Origin of the sequence: Parachlamydia sp. AcF125 (assembly GCF_018342475.1) — a bacterium.
GTDB lineage: Bacteria > Chlamydiota > Chlamydiia > Chlamydiales > Parachlamydiaceae > Parachlamydia.
This window is the reverse complement of sequence record NZ_JAEMUD010000003.1, coordinates 151,378-170,836: the sequence shown is the minus strand read 5'-3', so window position 1 is coordinate 170,836 and position 19,459 is coordinate 151,378. Positions and strand designations below refer to the sequence as shown.

Here is a 19,459-nt window from a genome sequence, read left to right as displayed (position 1 = left end):
TACTCCCTTTTATCACAGGAGATAAAGACGGAAGGCATTTATGCTAGGCGTATTGACAGAAAAAATGCAAAGTTTGGTCTCTAAGCTCGTTGGAAAAAAGACGTTGACCGAAGAGAATATCGCAGAAGCGGTGACAGAAGTGCGATTAGCTCTGTTGGATGCTGACGTCAATTATTCTGTCGTCAAAACGTTAGTGAAACGAGTAAAAGAAAAAGCGGTGGGGGATGTTTTAATAAAATCTGTTTCCCCTGGGCAGCAATTTATCAAAATTGTGCACGATGAACTAGTCGCCTTAATGGGGGGAAGCGAAGCCACCCTTAATTTCTCCGGAAATCCAGCTGTTATTATGCTTTGTGGTTTACAAGGATGTGGAAAGACGACTCACTCAGCTAAGCTTGCTAAATACTTCAAAAGAAAAGGCAACTGCAAAAACCCTCTACTTGTCGCTTGTGACTTACAGCGACCAGCTGCAGTTAACCAATTGCAAACGCTGGGTGCGCAAATAAATGTGCCTGTTTTTACGATCCCAGGCGAAAAAGATCCTGTAAAGGTTGCCCAGCAAGCGTTAGAGCAGGCAAAAAAAGAAAATCACGATGTCCTGATTGTCGATACTGCAGGTCGCCTACACGTGGATGAAGAGCTGATGAGACAGCTTGAAAAAGTACGCGATACCCTTCAACCGGGTGAAATTTTATTTGTAGCCAATGCCGCCACAGGGCAAGACGCAGTAAGAGTTGCGGCTGAGTTCAATGCGCGTATAGCGGTGACGGGTACTATTTTAACGATGCTGGATGGAAGCACTCGTGGAGGAGCTGCCATTTCAATCAAGGAAGTAACTGGAAAACCTCTCAAGTTTGAAGGGATCGGAGAAAAGCTAGACGATATTCAAGTTTTTAACCCCATCTCTATGGCAGATCGTATTTTAGGAATGGGAGATACGATCAATTTAGTGAAAAAAGCTCAGGAACATATCAGCGAAGAAGAAGCGAAAAATTTAGAAAAAAAGATCCGTTCTGCCACTTTTACTTATAATGACTACTTGAATCAGATCCAAATGGTTAAAAAAATGGGGTCTCTCAAAAGCTTATTCGGCATGTTTCCAGGGATGAGTGGGTTAAAACTGGAGGATTTTGAGGAAAAAGAATTCTTTAAAGTCGAAGCAATGATCCAATCGATGACTCCTGACGAACGGTTTGAAAAAGTGGAATTATCCATTCCTCGGCGCAAACGGATTGTTTTAGGAAGTGGAACCACAATGGATGACATTAATCGCTTGGTGAAATCTTTTAAGCAAGCTAAACAATTTTTTAAAAAATTACCAAATATGAAAACTTTAGAAAAGATGATGGGAGGATCCCTATGGCGTTAAAAATTCGTTTACGACAACAAGGTCGGACAAATCGTCCATTTTATCGCGTTGTCGTAACAGACTGTTGCTCTCCGCGCGACGGACGATATTTAGAAGATTTAGGTTGGTACAATCCAGGCGAAACTGAAGCAGATAAAAACTTGCTCATTCGCGCAGATCGGGTGCAACATTGGTTAAATCTTGGAGCTCAGTTGACAGAAAAAACAGAAAGCCTTGTGGCAAAAGCTGCGCCAAGCATTCTGCGTGAGCAAACTGAAAAGAAATTAGCCCTTCGCGCAAAAAATGCTGCAAAGCGTAAACAGCGCAAAAAAGGAGCTGAATAAGGTTGTCTAAAACAAGGATCGATATCCTTTCCCTTTTTCCCCATTACTTTAAAGGGCCGTTTGACGAAAGTATCATCATGCAGGCGCGGAAAAAGGGATTGCTTGACATCCATTTGATAAACATCCGAGATTTTGCAGATAATCGACATAAAAAGGTAGACGACCGCCCTTATGGAGGGGGGCCTGGCATGGTATTAATGCCAGAACCTGTTAAAAAAGCGATTCATAGTGTAAAGCAGGCCGAAACGAGAGTGATTTATCTTTCTCCTCAAGGACAACTCCTAACAGCTGCAAAATGTCGGGAATTAGCTGGCTATTCTCATCTTGTTCTACTTTGTGGTCATTACGAAGGGATTGATCAGCGAGTGATAGACAGCGAAGTCGATGAGGAAATCAGCATTGGCGACTATGTATTAACAAATGGATGTTTAGCAGCAATTGTTTTAGTAGACGCTTGTGTGCGATTTATCCCTGGCATACTGGGGCATGAATCCGCCGCAGCCGAAGATTCATTTGAAAAGAAACGATTAGACTGCCCCCATTATACAAGACCCGAAGTTTTTGAAGGGCAGGCAGTGCCGTCTGTATTGCTCAGTGGAGATCATCAAAAAATTGCACACTGGCGGGAAATGACAGCAATGAAAAAAACCCAGCAAGTCCGTCCAGACTTGCTCAAAAATGATTGAATGAAATTGAGGAGATAAACACTCATGAGCAAACGAGCTCTCATTAGCAAGCTGGAAGAAAGCCAGTTAAAACAAGATATCCCCCTTTTTAGAGTGGGCGATACAGTGCGTGTGCACATCCGCATTATCGAAGGCCAAAAAGAACGTACGCAAATTTTTACAGGTACAGTGATTTCCCGTAAAGGAAGTGGCCCAGCAGAAACTTTTACTGTCCATCGTATTGCTTACGGCGAAGGGATGCAGCGTGTATTTCCTTTGCATAGCCCCCGAATCAGCAAAATCGAGGTGGTTAAAGAAGGCGATGTTAGACGTGCAAAGCTGTACTATTTGATCGGTACTTCAGGGAAAGCGTCTAAAGTTAAAGGCAAAATGGGTGGCAGCAAACGAGCAGAAGCTATTGCAAAAGGCGTCGAAGAAAATGTTGAAGCGACTGCAAGTGCCTCCGCAACAGAAGAATAAAGAAAATTCTCACCCCGTTGATGAGCGAGAACTTAAAAGATTGCGTACCATGGCAATTTATGAAGAAAAAGCTCGTCAGCAAGGATACAAGCTTGTTGCAGGAATCGACGAAGCTGGCAGAGGCCCTCTCGCTGGGCCTGTGGTTGCGGCTGCTTGTATCCTTCCTCTTCGTTTTCATATTCCAGGAGTTAATGATAGTAAAAAGTTAACTGCGCAAAAACGTGCTCAATTATTTCAAGAAATTACGCAGCATCCTGAAGTCACCTATGGGATAGGGGTTGTAGCAACAGAGATAATTGATAGGATTAACATTTTACAAGCAACCATCCAAGCCATGCTAGAGGCTGTGACTCAACTTTCCAGCCAACCCCACGCCCTCTTAGTCGATGGATTGCAATTGCCCCATCCGACCATTCCTTGCCAAAAAATTATTAAGGGGGACTCTCTTTCTCTTTGTATTGCAGCAGCTTCTATTTTAGCAAAAGAAACTAGAGATCGGTTGATGTTGGAGTACGACCAGCAATGGCCTGAGTATGGGTTTGCTCAGCACAAAGGATATGGAACACAGCAACATTTAGAAGCGCTTAAAAAGCATGGGCCGTGCGCTATTCATCGAAAAACATTTGAACCTATCAAATCCCTGTTTGTAGAAGCTTTAAATGGGCCGATGTGCTAATTTAAACATGCGTCTCTCTTAGTGGAGTAAATAGCGATTAAAACCTCCTGAAAGATTGGGAAGGAGATTAGATCTGTCTATTTGGGAATTTCTAAAAAAGAGGGGTCTTCCGACTATGCTAAGCGCCATTTGGTTTAAATAAAGAGGGTTTTTTATATGGGAAAATTATTTTTAGCTTTGTGTTTGCTGTCCACCACCATGCTTACGGCAGAGACGAACATCCTGACTTTTTCTGGAAGTACGAGGACCGATTCGGTCAATAAGAAACTGGTCAAAGAAGCTGGAAACTTGGCAAAACAGCTGGGGGCAAATGTCACCTTTATCGATTTAAAGGATTATCCCATCCCGTTTTACGACGAGGACCTTGAACGGGAGCAAGGGATGCCTGCGAATGCCAAACACTTGCGCCAATTGATAATTCAAAACCAAGCGATTTTCATTGCTTCTCCTGAATATAACGGCTCTTTATCAGCTGTGTTGAAGAATGTACTAGATTGGGCTTCTCGCAACGAGGCGGGTGCTCCCTCTTTTGAAGCTTTTACGGGAAAAACATTTGTCGTGATGAGTGCTTCGCCAGGCCCAGGCGGGGGAGCCCGAAGTCTTGCCCATTTACGCTCTATACTAGAAGGAATAGGGGGGAAAGTTATTTCGCAGCAACTCGTCATTCCGAATGCTTATGAAGCGTTTGATTCTCAAGGTAAACTTAAAAATCCTCAAAAGGAAGCGGAATTGAAGCACCTTGTGCAGCAAGTCATCCGGTAGAGAGGCCTAGTAAATGAGGAGGGGAGGTACCCCTCCTATTCACTTAAAGCGAATAACGATCGTGAATACCATTCAAGTTAAATAAGCAATCCCTTTCTTTAATAAAAAGGTTTCATAAGTCGAAGCTACCGCTTCACTTAAGATTTCTAAGGCAATAGCAACAGCCGTTGCAAAGTTTTTTAACGCAATTCCGACTCCTATTTTCTTGCCAAGTTCCCTTCTTCCTACAAATTCAGCGAAGCGACTAGCGGATAAGATCCCTGTGGCAAGCAGGCCGATTGTGGCTACCGCTAAGATAAGTGTACCTCAGTTTTTTTGAGGAATTCTTGCCAGGGGGGTATAGAAAAGGGTGAGAAGAAGGGCAATGGGGAGGAGCTCCACTGTCTTCCTTTATTCGCTTATTAGGCGTATCGGTTTTTATTTAATTCACATTTCAGCAGTTATTTCGATTTGAAAATCTTATTTTCAATCATACATCTCTTATGATGCATAAAAACAAGTTTGGGTTTAATTAAACTTTTGCTTAGCTGAAAAAGCCCCTTACTTTTGCTGTTAAAAGGGTTAAAGCTTATTTAAGTAGCCTGAGCCATTTAATACAACTGATGAATCTAAGGATAGTAAAAGGGTTAAGGAAACAAATCGTGGGGGGGAATTTTAGCAGGTGCTGGAAAAGATTTGCTAAAAATTCTTTGTTCCCCATACTTTTGAATAATTAATCTCAACGGGCATCTTTTTTTTTCTCGATGAAAAAAGTTAGCAAATTGTTTTATAAGGAGAAATATGCAACCTCTTTCACAGGCCACGCCTTCTCAGTTAAATTTAATTGATCTTCCGGATATTCCTTTTCTGAAAATTTTCTCTTGTTTAGATCCACGTGACGTGAGGAGCTGCACGTGGGTATGTCGAAAATTTAAATTTTTTTCCGATGTATGCACACATGATTTTGCTACTCAATCGCAAGTTTTTTCAATAAAGGAAATAGAACGTTCCCACCCCACAGTCCATGCCAAAGTATTGCGAGTGGTTAAATGTGCCAAGAAATTTTTCCCAGAAATCAAAATAGTTTATGAAGAGTTTTCCAATTTTTTAAAAAAAGAAAGCTTAAATAGGGAGCTTTCCTCGTATTTAAATGTAGAAGAGCAACCGATTGAATTTGTGAAAATACTTTTAAAGTGTGGGGCTCAATCAGATATCAAAAATTTATATCGTGCTATTAGCAAGAGAGATAAAGAATTGGTTGACATTTTGCTTAGTTCCAGAGATCCCGAGGCTCCCTGGTATAGAGAAGGGATGATCGCCGAGTTCCAAGAAGATAAGTTCCAAACTGTCGCTATTGTCAAAAACTTCGAAATTTGTTGTTTTGCATTAACAGACGGAACACCTGAAATTTTTCAGCTAGTGCTTGAAAAAACACTTGGATCCCTAGAGATTTTTAAAAATTTGGCCAAAGAAGATGAGTTAATTCAATGGGAATTAGAAAACCTTTCCAACCAAAATAAAATAAGCTTGGAAAAAATTACCAAAAAAATTGTAAAACTTTCCCAAGCAATTAAAAAGCATAAATTAAAAAAAGCCCAAGACATTCTTAAAGAACCCTTGTGGGATCAACTCTTAGAAGTGGAAGAAAGCAATTGGAAACTGCGCAATGATATTAATACAAAAGATAACCGTTATGAACTGTGTTGCTATGCCTTAACTGCTGGAACACCTAAAATTTTTCTTTCCGTTTTGCATCGCCTGTTTGATTCTCTTGAAGAATTCATGCAAGCAAACTTTAAAGAAGACATGCAAGAGCTTATGGAAGAAAGCCTAAGAAGCTTATTACCACAGGTTGCGCTTAACTACCATTTAAGGAAAAGATGGTTTGCCATCGACGTAAAGGCAAAAAAGCTGCAAAAAGCAATTTTTGAGCAAAACTTTGCGAGGATTAAAAAAATTATTCGAAAAAGAGAAAGGGAGATTCCTCCGTTCATAAAGACAAATACCTCCTTTGAAGAATGGCAAAAGGTAAAGCAAACGATGGATTATGAAATTGGTCGCTTTGCTTTGTTAAAGGGGACGCCAGAAAGTTTTCTGGTTATTTTGGAGGAGCTGCATATTTCCTTAGAAGAATTTATTCAATTGGCTAATAAAATTAACAGGCACAGTGGGAAAGAGCACACAGTTTTATACCTTTTGTCAAATACCGAACATGCGGCCGATCCGAAAAGGGTGATTGAAGGAAATTTAGAAACCATTTATGGGGAAACGGATAAGGATGTAGAGGAAGAAGCTGAAGCTAAAGAGCAAGAAGAGGGACTAGATTCCACCTTGGACATTGTTTTTGACTAGGAAGAGAGACTTTTTGCGAGAGAGCAAAAAAATTTAAACTTTTTGAAGACCTTGATTGCACGATCTTCGGTTAAGCCTTCAGCCTCTTGCGTCTCTCTTAAAAAAAATTAATCCCTCGATCATTCCCTTTTTTTCTTTTAAGTCAAAGGATCGAAAGGGAAGGCTTTTTGATTTGAAGATTGCGGTTTTAAAAATCGGATCGCCGTAATCGTCTCTCCTTAGAGAGGTGAGGGTTGTATGCGCACGGGCAAAGTTTTGACGCCTTTTGCTCACAAGGAGGCAACATATAATAACGGTTAAGTTTATTTCGGAAGATTAAGTTAATTTTTGGATTTTATCCCTGTTTTTTTTCTAGATTTTAATGCCTTCTAGGGGGTATGCTAGCCTAAAATGATTGACAGTCTGGACTGTAGGTTTTTGTTTGTGAAAATTCAGGTACGATAAACGGTTAATGCATGCTCAAAAGTATGACTGCCTACGGGCGCGGCAAAGCTTCTACTCCGATTGGGACTTTGGCTGTCGAAATTCAATCTGTTAATCGGAAACATTTGGAAGTTCAAACCAATCTTCCGCGCGAGTTTCTCCCCTTTGATAGCGATATCAAAAAATGGGTGGCTGAAAAAGTTTCCCGCGGACAAGTAAACCTTAAATTATCTGCCTCCTTTGAAGAAAACTTTACTCGCAAATTAAAATTAAATCTCCCGCTTGCGCAGCAGTTACACTCTGTTTGTCAAGCTCTCCAAAGTGCGCTGCCTTTAGGTGATCAAAAAATAACTCCCGAATTTTTCCTAAATTTCCCTGGGATGGTTATTCATGATGAAGAATTTATAGATCTCGAAATTTATCGCTCTTCCCTAAAGGAGGCGGTGGAAGCCGCGTTAGCGAAATTGGTAGAGATGAAAGGGATTGAAGGAAAGTCTTTACAAAAAGAGATAGAAGGCAGATTCCTTATACTTCAAAAAAATATTTGCGAAATTAAAGAGCGTTCCACGCAGGCGACGGAGAAATACCGTCAAAAGTTAAAAGAGCGCTTAGAGGAAGTGTTGCCGGGAAGTGTGGAAAATGAAGAGCGTATTTTGCGTGAAGTTTGCCTTTACGCAGATCGCATTGATATTGCGGAAGAAATTGTGCGCTTCCAATCTCATTTAGACCAATGTAGGCAATTATTTCTATCCTCTAATGTTCGAATCGGAAAAAATTTGGAATTTATTCTGCAAGAATTGCATCGAGAGATTAATACTATCGGATCAAAAACAGCTGATGTACAGGTATCTCATTTAGTGGTGGATTGTAAAGCCGAATTAGAACGTATCCGCGAGCAGTTGCAAAATGTTGAGTAACATTTCCCAATCCCCTTCAAATGATGGGTTAATCTTTATCATAAGCGCTCCCGCGGGAGCAGGAAAAACAACGCTTGTGCAAAAGCTTGTTCAAGAATTTCCCAACGTTGTTCAAAGTATCTCCACCACTACTCGGCCCCCTCGACAAGGTGAGATCCCCGGAATTCACTACCATTTTGTTAACGAGGCAGATTTTCTAACAGCGGTAAAAAATGGGGAATTTCTTGAATATGTTAAGCTTTATGAGTATTATTATGGGACTTCCTTAAAGTGGATGACAAATCAACAAAAAGAAGGCAAACATGTTGTTTTAGTCATTGATACGCAAGGTGCTAAGCAACTAATGGGCAAAATTTCAGCCACTTTTATTTTTATTTTACCTCCTTCTCTGAAGGTTTTAAGAGAAAGGCTAATTCGGCGAAACACAGAGGAAAGTAGCGCGATTGAAAAGCGCTTAGCGATTGTAAAAGATGAATTGAAGGCTGCCTCTCTTTATGATTATCAATTGACTAATGATGATTTAGACGATGCCTATGATATTTTAAGGAGCATTGTAATAGCCGAAATGTATAAAAATCGCGCTAAGTTTCCCCGTATTGAGCGGGATTAGCGCCAACTTGATTGTATTCTGTAAATTTTTTAGGTTAAGGGTAAAGGAGAATCCATGGAGCGTAATAAAAGTTCGTTAACCAATGAAAAGATCAGCCGCAAGTTTGGGAATCAGTTTGATCTTGTTAACTATGCGATTAAGCTAGCAGAAAATATGATTAAAACAGGCCGGGATGCGCGCGTGAGAACAGAAAGCCAAAACCGCGCTTTACAAGTGTTAGCCGAGATTGCTGAAAATAAAGACCGCTTTGATGAAATCGTCAATCCTATCGATTTAAGCAGCAACCATTCTGGCTCTCAAGCAAATTCGAAAGCAGAATCCGCAAAAAAAATGTCTAAAAAAAGTATCTAAATGGGCTTTAGATGCTCTCGGTTTACGCGATTATTTTTTATTTTGCTCTCGTAGCGCCTAATGATGTGATTTTGTTTAGCTCCGCCATCCTAGGCGTTTTTATGTTACTCATAGTCTTAGGTGGTATTGGCATATGGATTTCAAGGCAGCCCGATAGTGTAAGTCCCTATAGTGGGCTGCCTTTGCGGTACGCTCGAGATTTAAGTTTGGAGACAAAAGAAAAAATTGTTCGCTACCTCTACAGTCTTCACGAGTATGATAATCGCATTTTCGAGTTTTCCAGAGCAGCCTTTTGCCGTGAAACGGGGCGCATTTTCCCTAATAGCGTGACCTGGTTTGGAAAAATTTCGCTAGATTGGACCTTTTTAAAAAAAAGATATCCGGGAAACTATGTCTCCTGGGGTAGCTTAACCAAAACGCAACAAGAAATCATTCGAGATAAGCATACCACTTTGGATGGCTTTCAGACTGAACACTCCTGTCCTCATCCAGCTCCGCGAGCCATCACTCCTGAATATGCCTTTAGTGTGCCGGGTCCTTTGTATGCGGATGTTAACACCTATATCCTGATTGGCTGGAAAGAAATCCCGAGTACAGGAATGGAAGTTTTAATTGTGCAAAAACCTAAAGCCTTAGAGATTAAAGTTTTACCTGAAGATACTTAACCTGTAAAATAAATATGACAAAAAAAATACTTGTTACCTCTGCGCTTCCTTATGCAAACGGCCCTCTGCATTTTGGTCACATTGCCGGTGCTTATCTACCAGGGGATTGTTATTCCCGCTTCCAACGCCTCCAAAAAAACCAAGTCTTATATATTTGCGGTTCGGATGAATATGGGGTGGCCATTACTATGAGCGCCGAAATTGCGGGAAGAACTCCTAAAGAACATGTCGATCTATTTCATGAAATTAATTTAAACCTCTTTAAAAAACTCAATTTTTCTTTTAATCATTATTCCCGGACAACCTGGAAAGGGCATGCTGAAACCGTCCACCAATACTTTTTAGACTTATTAGCCAATGGGTATATTGAAGAAAGAACCACGGAGCAACTTTATTCTGAGACAGACTCCCGTTTTTTAGCAGATAGGTATGTGGTAGGAAATTGCCCTCGGTGTGGCTATGAGAATGCTCGGGGGGATGAATGTACAAAATGTGGCGCTAGCTATGAAGCGACCGATTTAAAACATCCACGCTCTAAACTGACAGGTGCTTCTCTCGTTTTAAAACCTACCAAACATTGGTTTTTGCTTCTCGATCGCTTTAAAGAACGCCTTTTAGAGTGGAGCGAAACTAAAAATTGGAAACCCAATGTGATCAATTTTGCAAAAGGATACATTCAAGATCTTCATGCAAGGGCGATTACACGCGATTCTACTTGGGGTGTTCCCATTCCTTTGCCCAATACGGAAGGAAAAGTTTTATATGTGTGGTTTGACGCTCCGATTGGCTATATTTCAGCTACCAAAGAGTGGGCCGAGTTGCAAGGCGCGCCGGAAGCTTGGAAAGAGTATTGGTGTGAGCCAGCCACGCAACTTGTGCATTTTATTGGAAAAGACAATATTCCCTTTCATGCTGCGATTTTCCCCGCCATGACCATGGGGCAAAACCAACCTTATAAGTTAGTCGATGAGCTGCCTGCTAATGAATTTTATAATTTAGAAGGAAAGCAATTCAGCAAATCGGAGGGGTGGTATATCGATTTGGAGGACTTTTTTCAAAGGTACACGGCCGACCAAATTCGCTACACCATCGCAGCCAATGCCCCTGAAACATCTGATTCAGAATTTACTTGGAAAGATTTTCAACAGCGCTGCAACATTGAGTTGCTCGGCAAATATGGAAATCTTGTCAACCGCGTGCTCGTGTTTGCTCATAAGCAATGTGGAGGACGCGTACCTAACAAAAGCGATTTGCAGCCGCTTGATTTAGAATTTTTGGATAATATGCAACGTTTAGTTGCTGAGGCTGCGCAAAGCTATGAAACTTTTAAGTTACGCCGAGCGAGTCAGTTGATTATGGAACTCGCCCAGCTGGGAAATGTCTATTTTGATGCAAAAAAACCTTGGCAAGATGCGCGTGAAGAATCGACTCGAGAGAGGATGGAAACAACCATCGCTTGCTGTTTAGAATCTTTAAAGCTTTTAGCTCTTATTTCCTTTCCTATTATTCCCACCTCAGCTGAGCGGATTTGGAAAATGGTAGGGTATAGCTCTGCGCTAAGTGAGCAGGAGTGGAATCTCATTACTCAGGCTCCTCTTCCAACGGGGCAGCTTTTAGAACAGCCGCAAATTTTATTTCAAAAAATTGAAAATGAGCAGATTCAGCAGGAAATGGAGAAATTGAAACCCGCCACAGCTATTATTGCTCCAAAACCACAAGAGTTTAGCTCTCTCAAAGAATCGATTGGGATTGAGGATTTTCAAAAACTTGATTTGCGAGTGGGGCAAATCATCGAGGCTGTGCCTGTGCCTAAAAGTAAAAAACTGCTTAAGCTATCTATCGATCTGGGATTTGAAAAAAGAACCATTGTCTCTGGCATTCACTTGGCTTATAAACCAGAGGAGCTCGTTGGGAAAAAAATCGTGGTTGTGGCAAATCTGAAGCCTGCCACTTTGATGGGAATTGAAAGCCAAGGGATGGTTTTAGCTGGCCAAGGGCACGATTCACTCGAAGTGCTTTCTATCGCAAATTTAGCGCCAGGCAGCGTGGTCTCCTAATCCTAGAAGAAGCTGAGAAATTTTTTCTCAGCTCGATCGTCTTTTATCCTTTCTCTTTATCCCTCTTCCCTCGAGTTTTAAAAATTCCCCGATCTTGATCTGAAGCTTTTTCTCAAAAAACCCACAAAAAATAAAATCGCTTTGTTTTGTATGTTTATTTTTATGATTGCAAGCTAGATTAGTAAATGATATCCTATTACGTAATCATAAATTTTTTGCTACAAATTTGGCATGTTCCATGCATTCTTATTTGAAATTTGTCTAAACGTAATGGGTCTTTTTAAAGGATTTTTCTATGGCTACTTTTAATTACGGGGACTATAAATTTAACGCTATCTATCCAAAAAAAAATTGTCGCGAGGCAAATTATCGGCAAGATTTGGATAAATTTTCCAAAAGAAAACTGTTCGGCTCTCTTATTGTAAAAAAAGACGGTACTCTTCAAGAAGTAGGTTTTTTTAAAAGCCTATTTTATTTTTTTTATAGAGACATGAAGAAGTTGGTTCGGCTGCGCGCCTTGCATTTCATTGCCTATGGGAAACAAGAAGGGGCACTCTCGCCAGATAGGCTTAAAAAAATAGAAGATCTAGCCAAGCGGGTAGGGATCAACCAAAACAAAAAGGATAATAGAAACTTTCAAAATCTGATCAAGGCAACGGAAAAAGAGAAGATAGACAAAGCGGTTGAAAATTTTTATTTATCCCATAAAAAAGAGTATAAGTCCTTAGAGTCCAAGAATAAATGGATCCATGGATATGATCAGAACTCCAAAGGAAAGGGGGGAACCCCTGGTGCAGCTTCAGAAAAAGCTGGCAACCCGTCTCCTGACATTCCGCCAAGTGGTCCTCAAAGTCACATCCATGATCCTACTCAGCGAGCGGAAGAAGAGGATGAGCCGAACGATACTGGTTCCTCATCTTTTTCCTCTTCAGGAACTGATTCCTCCACCCTCATTGGAGAAGAGGATGAAGCTAGCCATAAGGAAGGGAAAGATCTTGCAGCAGGAGAAGATACGCAATCTGGATCTTCAAGCCAAGGAAGTGAGCCGTCTTTGCCGGAGCGCCATTTTAGACGCAGCAAATCATCAGAAGATTTAAGGCATGCGCCGTTTCTCAAACAGCAACCCTATGAGCCACTAAGCATGCGAGCTTTAAATTTAAACCCGTATGTGAGGAGTAAACCCGCAGCAGGGATGGCAGAGCAGCCGGTTGAGGATGCCTCTTCTCCCACGCCGCGGGAAACTGAGCAGGATCAAACTCCCCAGCTGATGAGCACTTCTTCAACAGAAGTCCCTCCAACCATCAAAGTTGAAAAAAGGGATCTTCGCCAAGAGTGGAGTGAGGGGCAAATTTTAACTGAAATTTCTGCGCGGCTAAAAGAATTAGAGGAAACTTTCTATTTAGAGGATAGGGTTATAAGAGAAAAATTTTCTGAAATAGTGACTTTAATTAAGGAAAGAAAAAGCCCCATCTTATTCTTTAAAGTATATGAGCTTTTAAATCCCTATGAGACGCCTCAAATTAATGTTAGCGAGTACATAAAGCATTTAGCAAATGAATGTTTACAATCTGCAGGCCAATTAAGCTATCTTCCCGCTTTGGTTGAGCTTTTCATGCTTGAAAAAAAGAAGCGCGAAGAGCTAATGCAAGGTAATTTCATGGATTTGCAGGCCTTTATGCAAAGCAATAATGGGAGTGATTTAGACGACTATGCAGAAAGGATTTTAAATTCAGAAGATTCTAAGGCGATCTATGAAATAGGCAAAATGTATGCAAAAGAAAAAGTAGTTCTAGCAGCGCCTAGTAAAGATAGCTTACAAGAGGCTAAAAGATGGTATGCGCGTGCCGCAGAACTCAATCATCCGGCCGCAATGCTGCACCTATCTTCTCTCTACTTATGTGAAGGACAAAAAGGCCGAGCAACTGAGATTATAAAAAAACTTAAAACAGAAATCACGCAAGAGGATTTTTCTGCTCTCACAGGTGAGTCTGAAGAGATTTTGGCTTTATTAAAGGCCTTTAAAAAAGAAAAGCATTTTTCAATTTATCAAGGTTTAGGATTTCCTATTGAAGTGTTAGCGGGGCCCGAGCCTGTTGATGAGGTTCCGCCTCCTCCCCCTCTCTCTCCTGCACCATCGCCTGTAAGCCAGGTTCCACCCGCGCCAGCTTTCCTTAATAAGGGTAAACCGGCAGCTTCTAGGCAGACAATGGAGGCGGATCAACAACTTAGGGAGGCAATATTCAGGCGAGCAAACCCACAGTTGGAGCAGGAAGCTGATGAACGAGAGAGAAAAATCAATGAAAAGATTAAAGCAGAAAAACAAGCTAAAGAAGAAGAAAATGCCCGTCTAGAAGCACTCTCTGCTGAGCAACGTGCAAAGCTCGCAGCTCAGCAAGAGGAATTAAAACAACAAGAAGAGAAATTTGCTAAAAACAAAGAAGAATCTGGTCAACATTTGCTAGAACGTGTGTTAAAACGCCGAGCTGACTTAAGGATAGATGCAAGCCTGCTCGAAGAAAGTCTAACCGAGCAGGATCTAAGCTCAAGCCGAAGCCTGTCTTCCTCTATCGTAGAAGAAACTTTAAATGTGGTAAGCCCTTTTTTAAACAACCAAGCTTTTTTAGACGAAGGTAGAGCGCTTGATCAATTTACCCCTTTAGTAGTGAATTCATTTAAGGAACTTAAAGAAAATTTTGAACAATTTGAAAAAACCTTAAATACTAAGCAGCGTAACGAAAAGAAGCTACAAGGAGAGGGAATTGCCTTGTGGAGATCATTGGGGAGTTTTGAAGAAAAGCTGCCGACCTTAAAGAAATACTTAGACAGCCAAGATGTTCTGAAAAACAAAATGGCAGAATTAGTTGAAAAGTCGAATCAACTGAAGAAAAATCAAGAAAAATTGTTAAGTAATTTAGCAAGATTAGAAAGACTCGCAAAAGAATTAGAAGAGGCTGGATCAAAAAAAGGGACTAAAAAAACATCCTTTATTGACGAAATTAAAAACTTAATGAAGGAATCTAAAATTAACTTCGATCAGCCCTCACAAATTCCAAGTCGATTTATGGAAGAAGGTAGCCTAGAAAGAAGTACTTTCTGGGATGAGTCTGACGACGACGAGGATCTTTCCGAATGGCAGCGCATGTAGATGGTAGGCCGAAAGGCTCAAGTTAATTTAAGCTACAGGGCAAGCAGGAATTGCATTTGCTCTGTAGTTTTTTTGTTTTGAGAGGCCTTTAGCTTTAGAATTGTTTTGATTTCTAATTTTGTTTTGCTGAGCCTGTTTGATTCGATTAAATGGGGACTCCGGAGTTGTTATCCAATTGAAATTAACCGGTAGGGGGTAGCAGTTTCTATCTCTAAATTGCACGCAATTAATTAGGCAGGCGAACTATTGTCACAAAGCATGAACACGGAAAAATTGTAGAAAGCCTTAAAATAACAAAGGTCCTCAGTAGCGGGGTAGGAAAAAAGCACGTTCTTAATCAGGTGAGGGAAAGAATAAGGGTTATTCAAGCTTCCAAAAAAGCTTCTAACATTTTATTTACTAGATTCGATAAGTTGGCTTTGATAGCAAATTTAAGAGGGAACGGGATCTGACTTCCCTTTATTTTGAAGTTATTATTTTCGCGATGCCGAAGCGGTTGCCAAGCTAATGGCAAGTAAACCAGGGTACCTTCTCTTTATTGCTGCAATTGCCTGCGGTGCGAGTATAGCTACTCGGAAAGTTGAAGGGGCGTGGCTAAGCGATAGGATAGAATTTTCGAGCTCCGCGAGATAGATTCTAAAGAAATGGAAAAGGTGATAAGCGTCGGAGGAAAGATTAGCCCTTTGTTTGCTTCTCTTAACAAAACTACTTGTTTGCTAAGAGTCTTTATGTTACACTACGCTCTTTACATATAAAATACGCTATTATTCTGGAGATTTTCATGTCTAAGGTTTGTCCAGTAACTGGAAAAAAAACAACGCGCGGATATAAATACGCTATTCGTGGAATTGCGAAAAAGAAAAAAGGGATTGGTCTTAAAGTGACTGGCAAGACAAAACGTCGCTTTAAAGCAAATCTAGCCGACCGTAAATTGTGGCTTGCAGAGGAAAATCGGTTTGTTAGCATTCCCAATCTCTCTATTGCAGGCTTACGCACTCTTGAGAAGAAAGAAGGCGGAGTTGCTGCGTATGTTCGGCAATTGCGCGCTCAGCATAAAGCTAGCTAATACTAAAGCCGAGCTTTGCTCGGCTCTAGTGTAAAGGTAGCCATTTATCCCGAATATTAAAACGTTTTGTTTTTTGCCGCTTTAATTCTGTTTCAACAATACGCTCGTTTTCAGAGCTTGAATCTTCTGCAGCTACGCTTTGTTTGTACGCTTCAATCTTGGTTTTTAAATCTTTTAGTTCCGCTATCTGCTCTTGAGTATAAGGTTCTCTTTGCTTAAACAGTTGCTTAATGCGCTCCTTTTCAACTTTTAGCTTGGGAATAAAATAAGGGTCTTTTTTGGCAAACCAGCCGAACTCATGGCGCAGGGATGCCACTAAAAGAGAAAGAGCGTCTTTAGCTTGCTTTTGTTTTGGGGTGCTACTTTCCTCCGTTTCCTTTAAGAGCTTGCTAATTGTCATTTGGCGCAACCCCTCGGTTAGTGCTTCTTCAACTTTTGTAAAGTTTGTCTTAGCCATTTGCTCTCCTCGCTCAACCATTTTTCTCTAATTTTATTATAACAAAGAGGAGAATATGCGATATAGCAAAATATATAAAAAAAACTTGAAGATTAAAACTGAATGTGGATGATCACGATTATACCAAGGGCATGAATGGCTGCAACTTTTGGTGGTGGTTCGAACATTTCCACAACAGGAATAGGAATATGGAACAGATGAATGTGGAGCTTGCTGTGATTGGAGCTGGGCCTGCAGGACAAAAAGCCGCGATTCAAGCTGCTAAGCTGGGAAAAAAAGTGGTGGTCATTGAAAAGCTTCCTGAGCCAGGCGGAAATTGTTTGTTCTCTGGCACCATTCCTTCTAAAACTTTACGGGAAGCGATTATCGATTTAACTGGCTACCATGAACGCAGTTTTTACGGGGATGCAAGTTTCATTCACGAAGTTTCCATTCATGACTTAAATAACCGGCTTTTTAAAGTTATTGACGAAGAAAAGCATATGTTGCAAAGGCAATTTAAAAAAAATAACATCCGGTTCATCCAGGGCAATGCTTATTTTGAAGCTTCCAATCGGATGACTATCACGGATGCTGAATTTCGTCAATTGTATCATATTAAAGCCGAAAAGTTTATGATTGCTACAGGCTCCCAACCTCGCAATCCACCCGAAGTCCCTTTTGATGATGAGGTGATACTAGATTCTACCCGCTTGCTAGGCTTAGACCGTGTTCCTAAAACCATGATTGTTTTAGGCGGAGGAATTATTGGATCTGAATATGCCAGTTTTTTTGCGGCCTTAGGAACGGAAGTGACGATTATCGATAAAAAAGAACATATTCTTCCGTTCGTGGATGCTGAAATAGGAACTCATTTACAAACGGCTTTAACAGATATCGGCCTAAAATTTATGGGGCGGAAAGAACCAGAACAAATTTCCCGAGTGGATGATAAGGCTGAGGTTAAGTTCAAGGATGGCACAGTCTGTAAAGCTGACTGTTTACTTTACGCTTTGGGAAGAAAAGCAAATGTGGATACTTTGGGGATAGAAAATGCCGGCCTTAAGTTAAATGGGCAAGGATATATTCCTGTTAATTCTCTTTTTCAAACAGAAGCAGCTCATATTTATGCGATAGGAGACGTCATTGGGGGACCGTGCTTGGCTTCTACCAGCATGGAACAAGGGCGTTTGGCTGCCCTACATGCGTGTGGGGTGCAAACCCATTATTTTCCAGCTGTTTATCCTATTGGCATTTACACCATTCCTGAGATTTCAAGTTGTGGTTATACAGAAGAGCAATTAAAGAGAATGGGATTTCACTATGAAGTGGGGCGGGCTTATTATTACGAAATCGCCCGCAGCCATATTGCAGGTAGCAATACGGGAATGTTTAAAATTTTATTTCACGCCGAGACTTTAGAAATTTTAGGAGTGCATGTCATTGGGCGAAGTGCAACAGAGGTCATTCATATTGGGCAAATAGCCATGAGTTTTAGAGCGCGTATCGATTATTTCATCGATCATGTATTTAATTATCCCACCTATGCAGAGGGATATCGTGTGGCGGCATTAAATGGAGTGAATAAAATCCGCTTAAAGAGTAAAGTATAGAGAATTTCTAACTTTTAACTTTCCGAGGCGCTTTATGGTACGGTATGAATTTCCATCGGGCAATCAAGACCCTTCATCGCAAAAGGGCAATCCCCATCAAACCGGAGGATCGACTCCTCAAAAACTCCCTGAATTTATTTATATCGAAGATCTTCAAAGGGGAGCTGAACAGGAAGAGATAAGAAAGAATCCCGGGGAAGAAAAGCTTTATTCCTCTATTAATCAATTAGAAAAAAAACACTATCCCTGGGTTTTGCGCGCAATCACTTTTTTTGCTTCCCTATTTCTTCTCGTTGCCATTCCTTTTTTGCTGGTGGTTGTGCTTTGTAATGCGCTATTTGCAGTTGGATTACTAGGAAAGTTTGAACCTTTTAATAGACAAACGATTCGCTACTGGAAACAATTAAAAAAAGCCACGGTGATAGCCCTAGGGCTATTCACGGCAACTTTAAGTCCAGCCTTTGGCTTTGGCATTATTTTAATGTACTTTGTTTTACAAGGGGAAGAGCTAAATAATAGCTTTCTAGAACAAATGATGAAAAGTCGGAGGGGCAATGCCTCTCCTTTTTAATCCCGTGTCCAAGGGGTTAAAATTTCATAGCCAGTTTGGGTAATCAAGAGGGTATGTTCCCATTGCCCGCTGGCTTTGCCATCTTTCGTCCTCGCTGTCCATTGGTCATTGCGATCAACTACAGCGGCGCGCACACCCGCATTGATCATCGGTTCAATCGTAAAAGTCATTCCTGGAACTAAGGGGATATGCATCGAATTCTGATAATGGGGGATTTGGGGGCCTTCATGAAACTCAATTCCTATCCCATGTGCGACGAATTGATTGACAACAGAACAGCCTCTTGAAATCGCATAAGGTTCAATGACCTTGCCAATATCCGAGATAAATATCCCCGGTTTTAAAATTGCACAAGCTTTCATTAAGCATTCGTATGCCACATCCACCACCAATTGCCGCTCTGGGGTTGTCTTTCCCCCGATTACCACCATGCGGCTGCAATCTCCATAATATCCATTTAAAATGCAAGTTACGTCTATATTGACAATGTCACCCTCGCGCAGGGGGATGTCATTGGGAATTCCATGGCAAATGACCTCATTTAAAGATGTGCAAATGCTTTTCGGAAAAGGGGGGTGCCCATAATTAAGAGGGGCGGGAATGGCACCAGCTTCTCGATGCATTCTATCAGCAAAATCGTTTAGCTCCTGCGTGGTAACTCCTGCCTTAGCAAGTGCACAGGTAGCATCGAGAATCTTAGCAGCCAAGCGGCTAGAGGCACGAATGCCTGCGATTTGCTCTTCCGTTTTGATAATGATATCGTATTCATGGTAGTACTGTTCTGCAACCGACTTAGGTAGGGCTTGTATAGAGTCTCCTCGTTCAACTGGGTAATGACATTTCTTCCATTTTTTCCAACTCCCACACCAGCAGGGATCATTTCTTCCGATCATCAGGCCAACCTTAGATTATTTTCGTTTTCAATAGTTTAGCCGAATCTTTTATTTTTTTCATCTTTCTATTGTTTCTGCTTTTTTCCAGCGAGATTTTCTTGAAAAA

At 41.0% G+C, this 19,459-nt stretch carries 17 protein-coding genes and 1 pseudogene; 16 read left to right on the top strand and 2 right to left on the bottom strand.

The genetic code is table 11. The features are described from left to right. Positions 1-40: 40 nt before the first annotated feature. The 14 genes and pseudogenes from ffh (at position 41) to rpmB (ending at position 15,840) form a co-directional block, all read left to right on the top strand. Positions 41-1,369, top strand: a complete 1,329-nt coding sequence (gene ffh / locus PARA125_RS06950; protein WP_213158096.1) for a signal recognition particle protein — start codon at positions 41-43, stop codon at positions 1,367-1,369. Next, entirely contained in the window at positions 1,360-1,692 is a 333-nt protein-coding gene (gene rpsP / locus PARA125_RS06945) for a 30S ribosomal protein S16 (RefSeq protein ID WP_213158095.1), read from the top strand. The genes ffh and rpsP overlap by 10 nt, the downstream gene beginning before the upstream one ends. A gap of 17 nt (positions 1,693-1,709) precedes the next feature. Next, positions 1,710-2,363: pseudogene (gene trmD, locus PARA125_RS06940) on the top strand (tRNA (guanosine(37)-N1)-methyltransferase TrmD); the annotation flags it as partial. Between the two features lie 39 nt (positions 2,364-2,402). Next, positions 2,403-2,837 (top strand): 50S ribosomal protein L19, encoded by a 435-nt coding sequence (rplS, locus tag PARA125_RS06935; protein ID WP_213158091.1) that lies wholly within the window; start codon positions 2,403-2,405, stop codon positions 2,835-2,837. Then, entirely contained in the window at positions 2,797-3,513 is a 717-nt protein-coding gene (rnhB, locus tag PARA125_RS06930) for a ribonuclease HII (RefSeq protein WP_213158089.1), read from the top strand. Before rplS ends, rnhB begins: the two co-directional genes overlap by 41 nt. A 156-nt stretch (positions 3,514-3,669) precedes the next feature. Next, positions 3,670-4,275 (top strand): NADPH-dependent FMN reductase, encoded by a 606-nt coding sequence (locus PARA125_RS06925; protein ID WP_213158088.1) that lies wholly within the window; start codon positions 3,670-3,672, stop codon positions 4,273-4,275. A gap of 780 nt (positions 4,276-5,055) precedes the next feature. Next, positions 5,056-6,606, top strand: a complete 1,551-nt coding sequence (locus tag PARA125_RS06920) for an F-box-like domain-containing protein (protein ID WP_213158086.1) — start codon at positions 5,056-5,058, stop codon at positions 6,604-6,606. A 467-nt stretch (positions 6,607-7,073) separates the two neighbouring features. Next, a complete protein-coding gene (locus PARA125_RS06915; protein WP_249274248.1) occupies positions 7,074-7,946 on the top strand; it encodes a YicC/YloC family endoribonuclease in 873 nt (290 codons plus the stop codon). Further along, positions 7,936-8,556, top strand: a complete 621-nt coding sequence (gene gmk, locus PARA125_RS06910) for a guanylate kinase (protein ID WP_213158083.1) — start codon at positions 7,936-7,938, stop codon at positions 8,554-8,556. Before PARA125_RS06915 ends, gmk begins: the two co-directional genes overlap by 11 nt. Positions 8,557-8,610: 54 nt before the next feature. Beyond that, positions 8,611-8,907, top strand: a complete 297-nt coding sequence (locus PARA125_RS06905; RefSeq protein ID WP_213158081.1) for a hypothetical protein — start codon at positions 8,611-8,613, stop codon at positions 8,905-8,907. Between the two features lie 11 nt (positions 8,908-8,918). Continuing rightward, on the top strand, positions 8,919-9,572 hold the full coding sequence (locus tag PARA125_RS06900; RefSeq protein WP_213158080.1) for a hypothetical protein: 654 nt from the start codon (positions 8,919-8,921) through the stop codon (positions 9,570-9,572). 14 nt (positions 9,573-9,586) lie between these two features. Beyond that, a complete protein-coding gene (gene metG, locus PARA125_RS06895) occupies positions 9,587-11,629 on the top strand; it encodes a methionine--tRNA ligase (RefSeq protein ID WP_213158079.1) in 2,043 nt (680 codons plus the stop codon). A 295-nt stretch (positions 11,630-11,924) separates the two neighbouring features. Continuing rightward, positions 11,925-14,774, top strand: coding sequence for a hypothetical protein (locus PARA125_RS06890; RefSeq protein ID WP_213158077.1), 2,850 nt, complete (start codon positions 11,925-11,927; stop codon positions 14,772-14,774). 781 nt (positions 14,775-15,555) lie between these two features. Continuing rightward, complete coding sequence (gene rpmB / locus PARA125_RS06885) at positions 15,556-15,840, top strand: 50S ribosomal protein L28 (RefSeq protein WP_213158076.1); 285 nt, start codon at positions 15,556-15,558, stop codon at positions 15,838-15,840. Between the two features lie 25 nt (positions 15,841-15,865). Here rpmB and PARA125_RS06880 read toward each other — a convergent pair whose 3' ends face one another. Next, on the bottom strand, positions 15,866-16,297 hold the full coding sequence (locus tag PARA125_RS06880; RefSeq protein WP_213158074.1) for a hypothetical protein: 432 nt from the start codon (positions 16,295-16,297) through the stop codon (positions 15,866-15,868). A gap of 188 nt (positions 16,298-16,485) precedes the next feature. Between PARA125_RS06880 and sthA the strand changes: the two genes are divergently transcribed. Together sthA and PARA125_RS06870 are read left to right on the top strand one after the other, a co-directional pair. Further along, positions 16,486-17,889, top strand: coding sequence for a Si-specific NAD(P)(+) transhydrogenase (gene sthA / locus PARA125_RS06875; RefSeq protein WP_213158072.1), 1,404 nt, complete (start codon positions 16,486-16,488; stop codon positions 17,887-17,889). A gap of 34 nt (positions 17,890-17,923) precedes the next feature. Beyond that, positions 17,924-18,460: a hypothetical protein gene (locus PARA125_RS06870; protein ID WP_213158070.1), complete on the top strand. Its 537-nt coding sequence runs from the start codon at positions 17,924-17,926 to the stop codon at positions 18,458-18,460. Here PARA125_RS06870 and PARA125_RS06865 read toward each other — a convergent pair. After that, on the bottom strand, positions 18,457-19,353 hold the full coding sequence (locus tag PARA125_RS06865; protein ID WP_213158068.1) for a methionyl aminopeptidase: 897 nt from the start codon (positions 19,351-19,353) through the stop codon (positions 18,457-18,459). The two genes, PARA125_RS06870 and PARA125_RS06865, sit on opposite strands and share 4 nt — an antisense overlap. Positions 19,354-19,459 lie beyond the last annotated feature (106 nt).

Excerpts from the sequence above, each read along its gene's own strand:
- PARA125_RS06905 (WP_213158081.1), top strand. The coding sequence starts at position 8,611 with ATGGAGCGTAATAAAAGTTCGTTAACCAATGAAAAGATCAGCCGCAAG.
- PARA125_RS06890 (WP_213158077.1), top strand. The coding sequence starts at position 11,925 with ATGGCTACTTTTAATTACGGGGACTATAAATTTAACGCTATCTATCCA.
- PARA125_RS06880 (WP_213158074.1), bottom strand. The coding sequence starts at position 16,297 with ATGGCTAAGACAAACTTTACAAAAGTTGAAGAAGCACTAACCGAGGGG.
- PARA125_RS06920 (WP_213158086.1), top strand. The coding sequence starts at position 5,056 with ATGCAACCTCTTTCACAGGCCACGCCTTCTCAGTTAAATTTAATTGAT.
- sthA (WP_213158072.1), top strand. The coding sequence starts at position 16,486 with ATGGAACAGATGAATGTGGAGCTTGCTGTGATTGGAGCTGGGCCTGCA.
- rpmB (WP_213158076.1), top strand. The coding sequence starts at position 15,556 with ATGTCTAAGGTTTGTCCAGTAACTGGAAAAAAAACAACGCGCGGATAT.
- PARA125_RS06915 (WP_249274248.1), top strand. The coding sequence starts at position 7,074 with ATGACTGCCTACGGGCGCGGCAAAGCTTCTACTCCGATTGGGACTTTG.
- rplS (WP_213158091.1), top strand. The coding sequence starts at position 2,403 with ATGAGCAAACGAGCTCTCATTAGCAAGCTGGAAGAAAGCCAGTTAAAA.
- gmk (WP_213158083.1), top strand. The coding sequence starts at position 7,936 with ATGTTGAGTAACATTTCCCAATCCCCTTCAAATGATGGGTTAATCTTT.
- ffh (WP_213158096.1), top strand. The coding sequence starts at position 41 with ATGCTAGGCGTATTGACAGAAAAAATGCAAAGTTTGGTCTCTAAGCTC.
- rnhB (WP_213158089.1), top strand. The coding sequence starts at position 2,797 with ATGTTGAAGCGACTGCAAGTGCCTCCGCAACAGAAGAATAAAGAAAAT.
- metG (WP_213158079.1), top strand. The coding sequence starts at position 9,587 with ATGACAAAAAAAATACTTGTTACCTCTGCGCTTCCTTATGCAAACGGC.
- PARA125_RS06925 (WP_213158088.1), top strand. The coding sequence starts at position 3,670 with ATGGGAAAATTATTTTTAGCTTTGTGTTTGCTGTCCACCACCATGCTT.
- PARA125_RS06865 (WP_213158068.1), bottom strand. The coding sequence starts at position 19,353 with ATGATCGGAAGAAATGATCCCTGCTGGTGTGGGAGTTGGAAAAAATGG.
- PARA125_RS06900 (WP_213158080.1), top strand. The coding sequence starts at position 8,919 with ATGCTCTCGGTTTACGCGATTATTTTTTATTTTGCTCTCGTAGCGCCT.
- rpsP (WP_213158095.1), top strand. The coding sequence starts at position 1,360 with ATGGCGTTAAAAATTCGTTTACGACAACAAGGTCGGACAAATCGTCCA.
- PARA125_RS06870 (WP_213158070.1), top strand. The coding sequence starts at position 17,924 with ATGGTACGGTATGAATTTCCATCGGGCAATCAAGACCCTTCATCGCAA.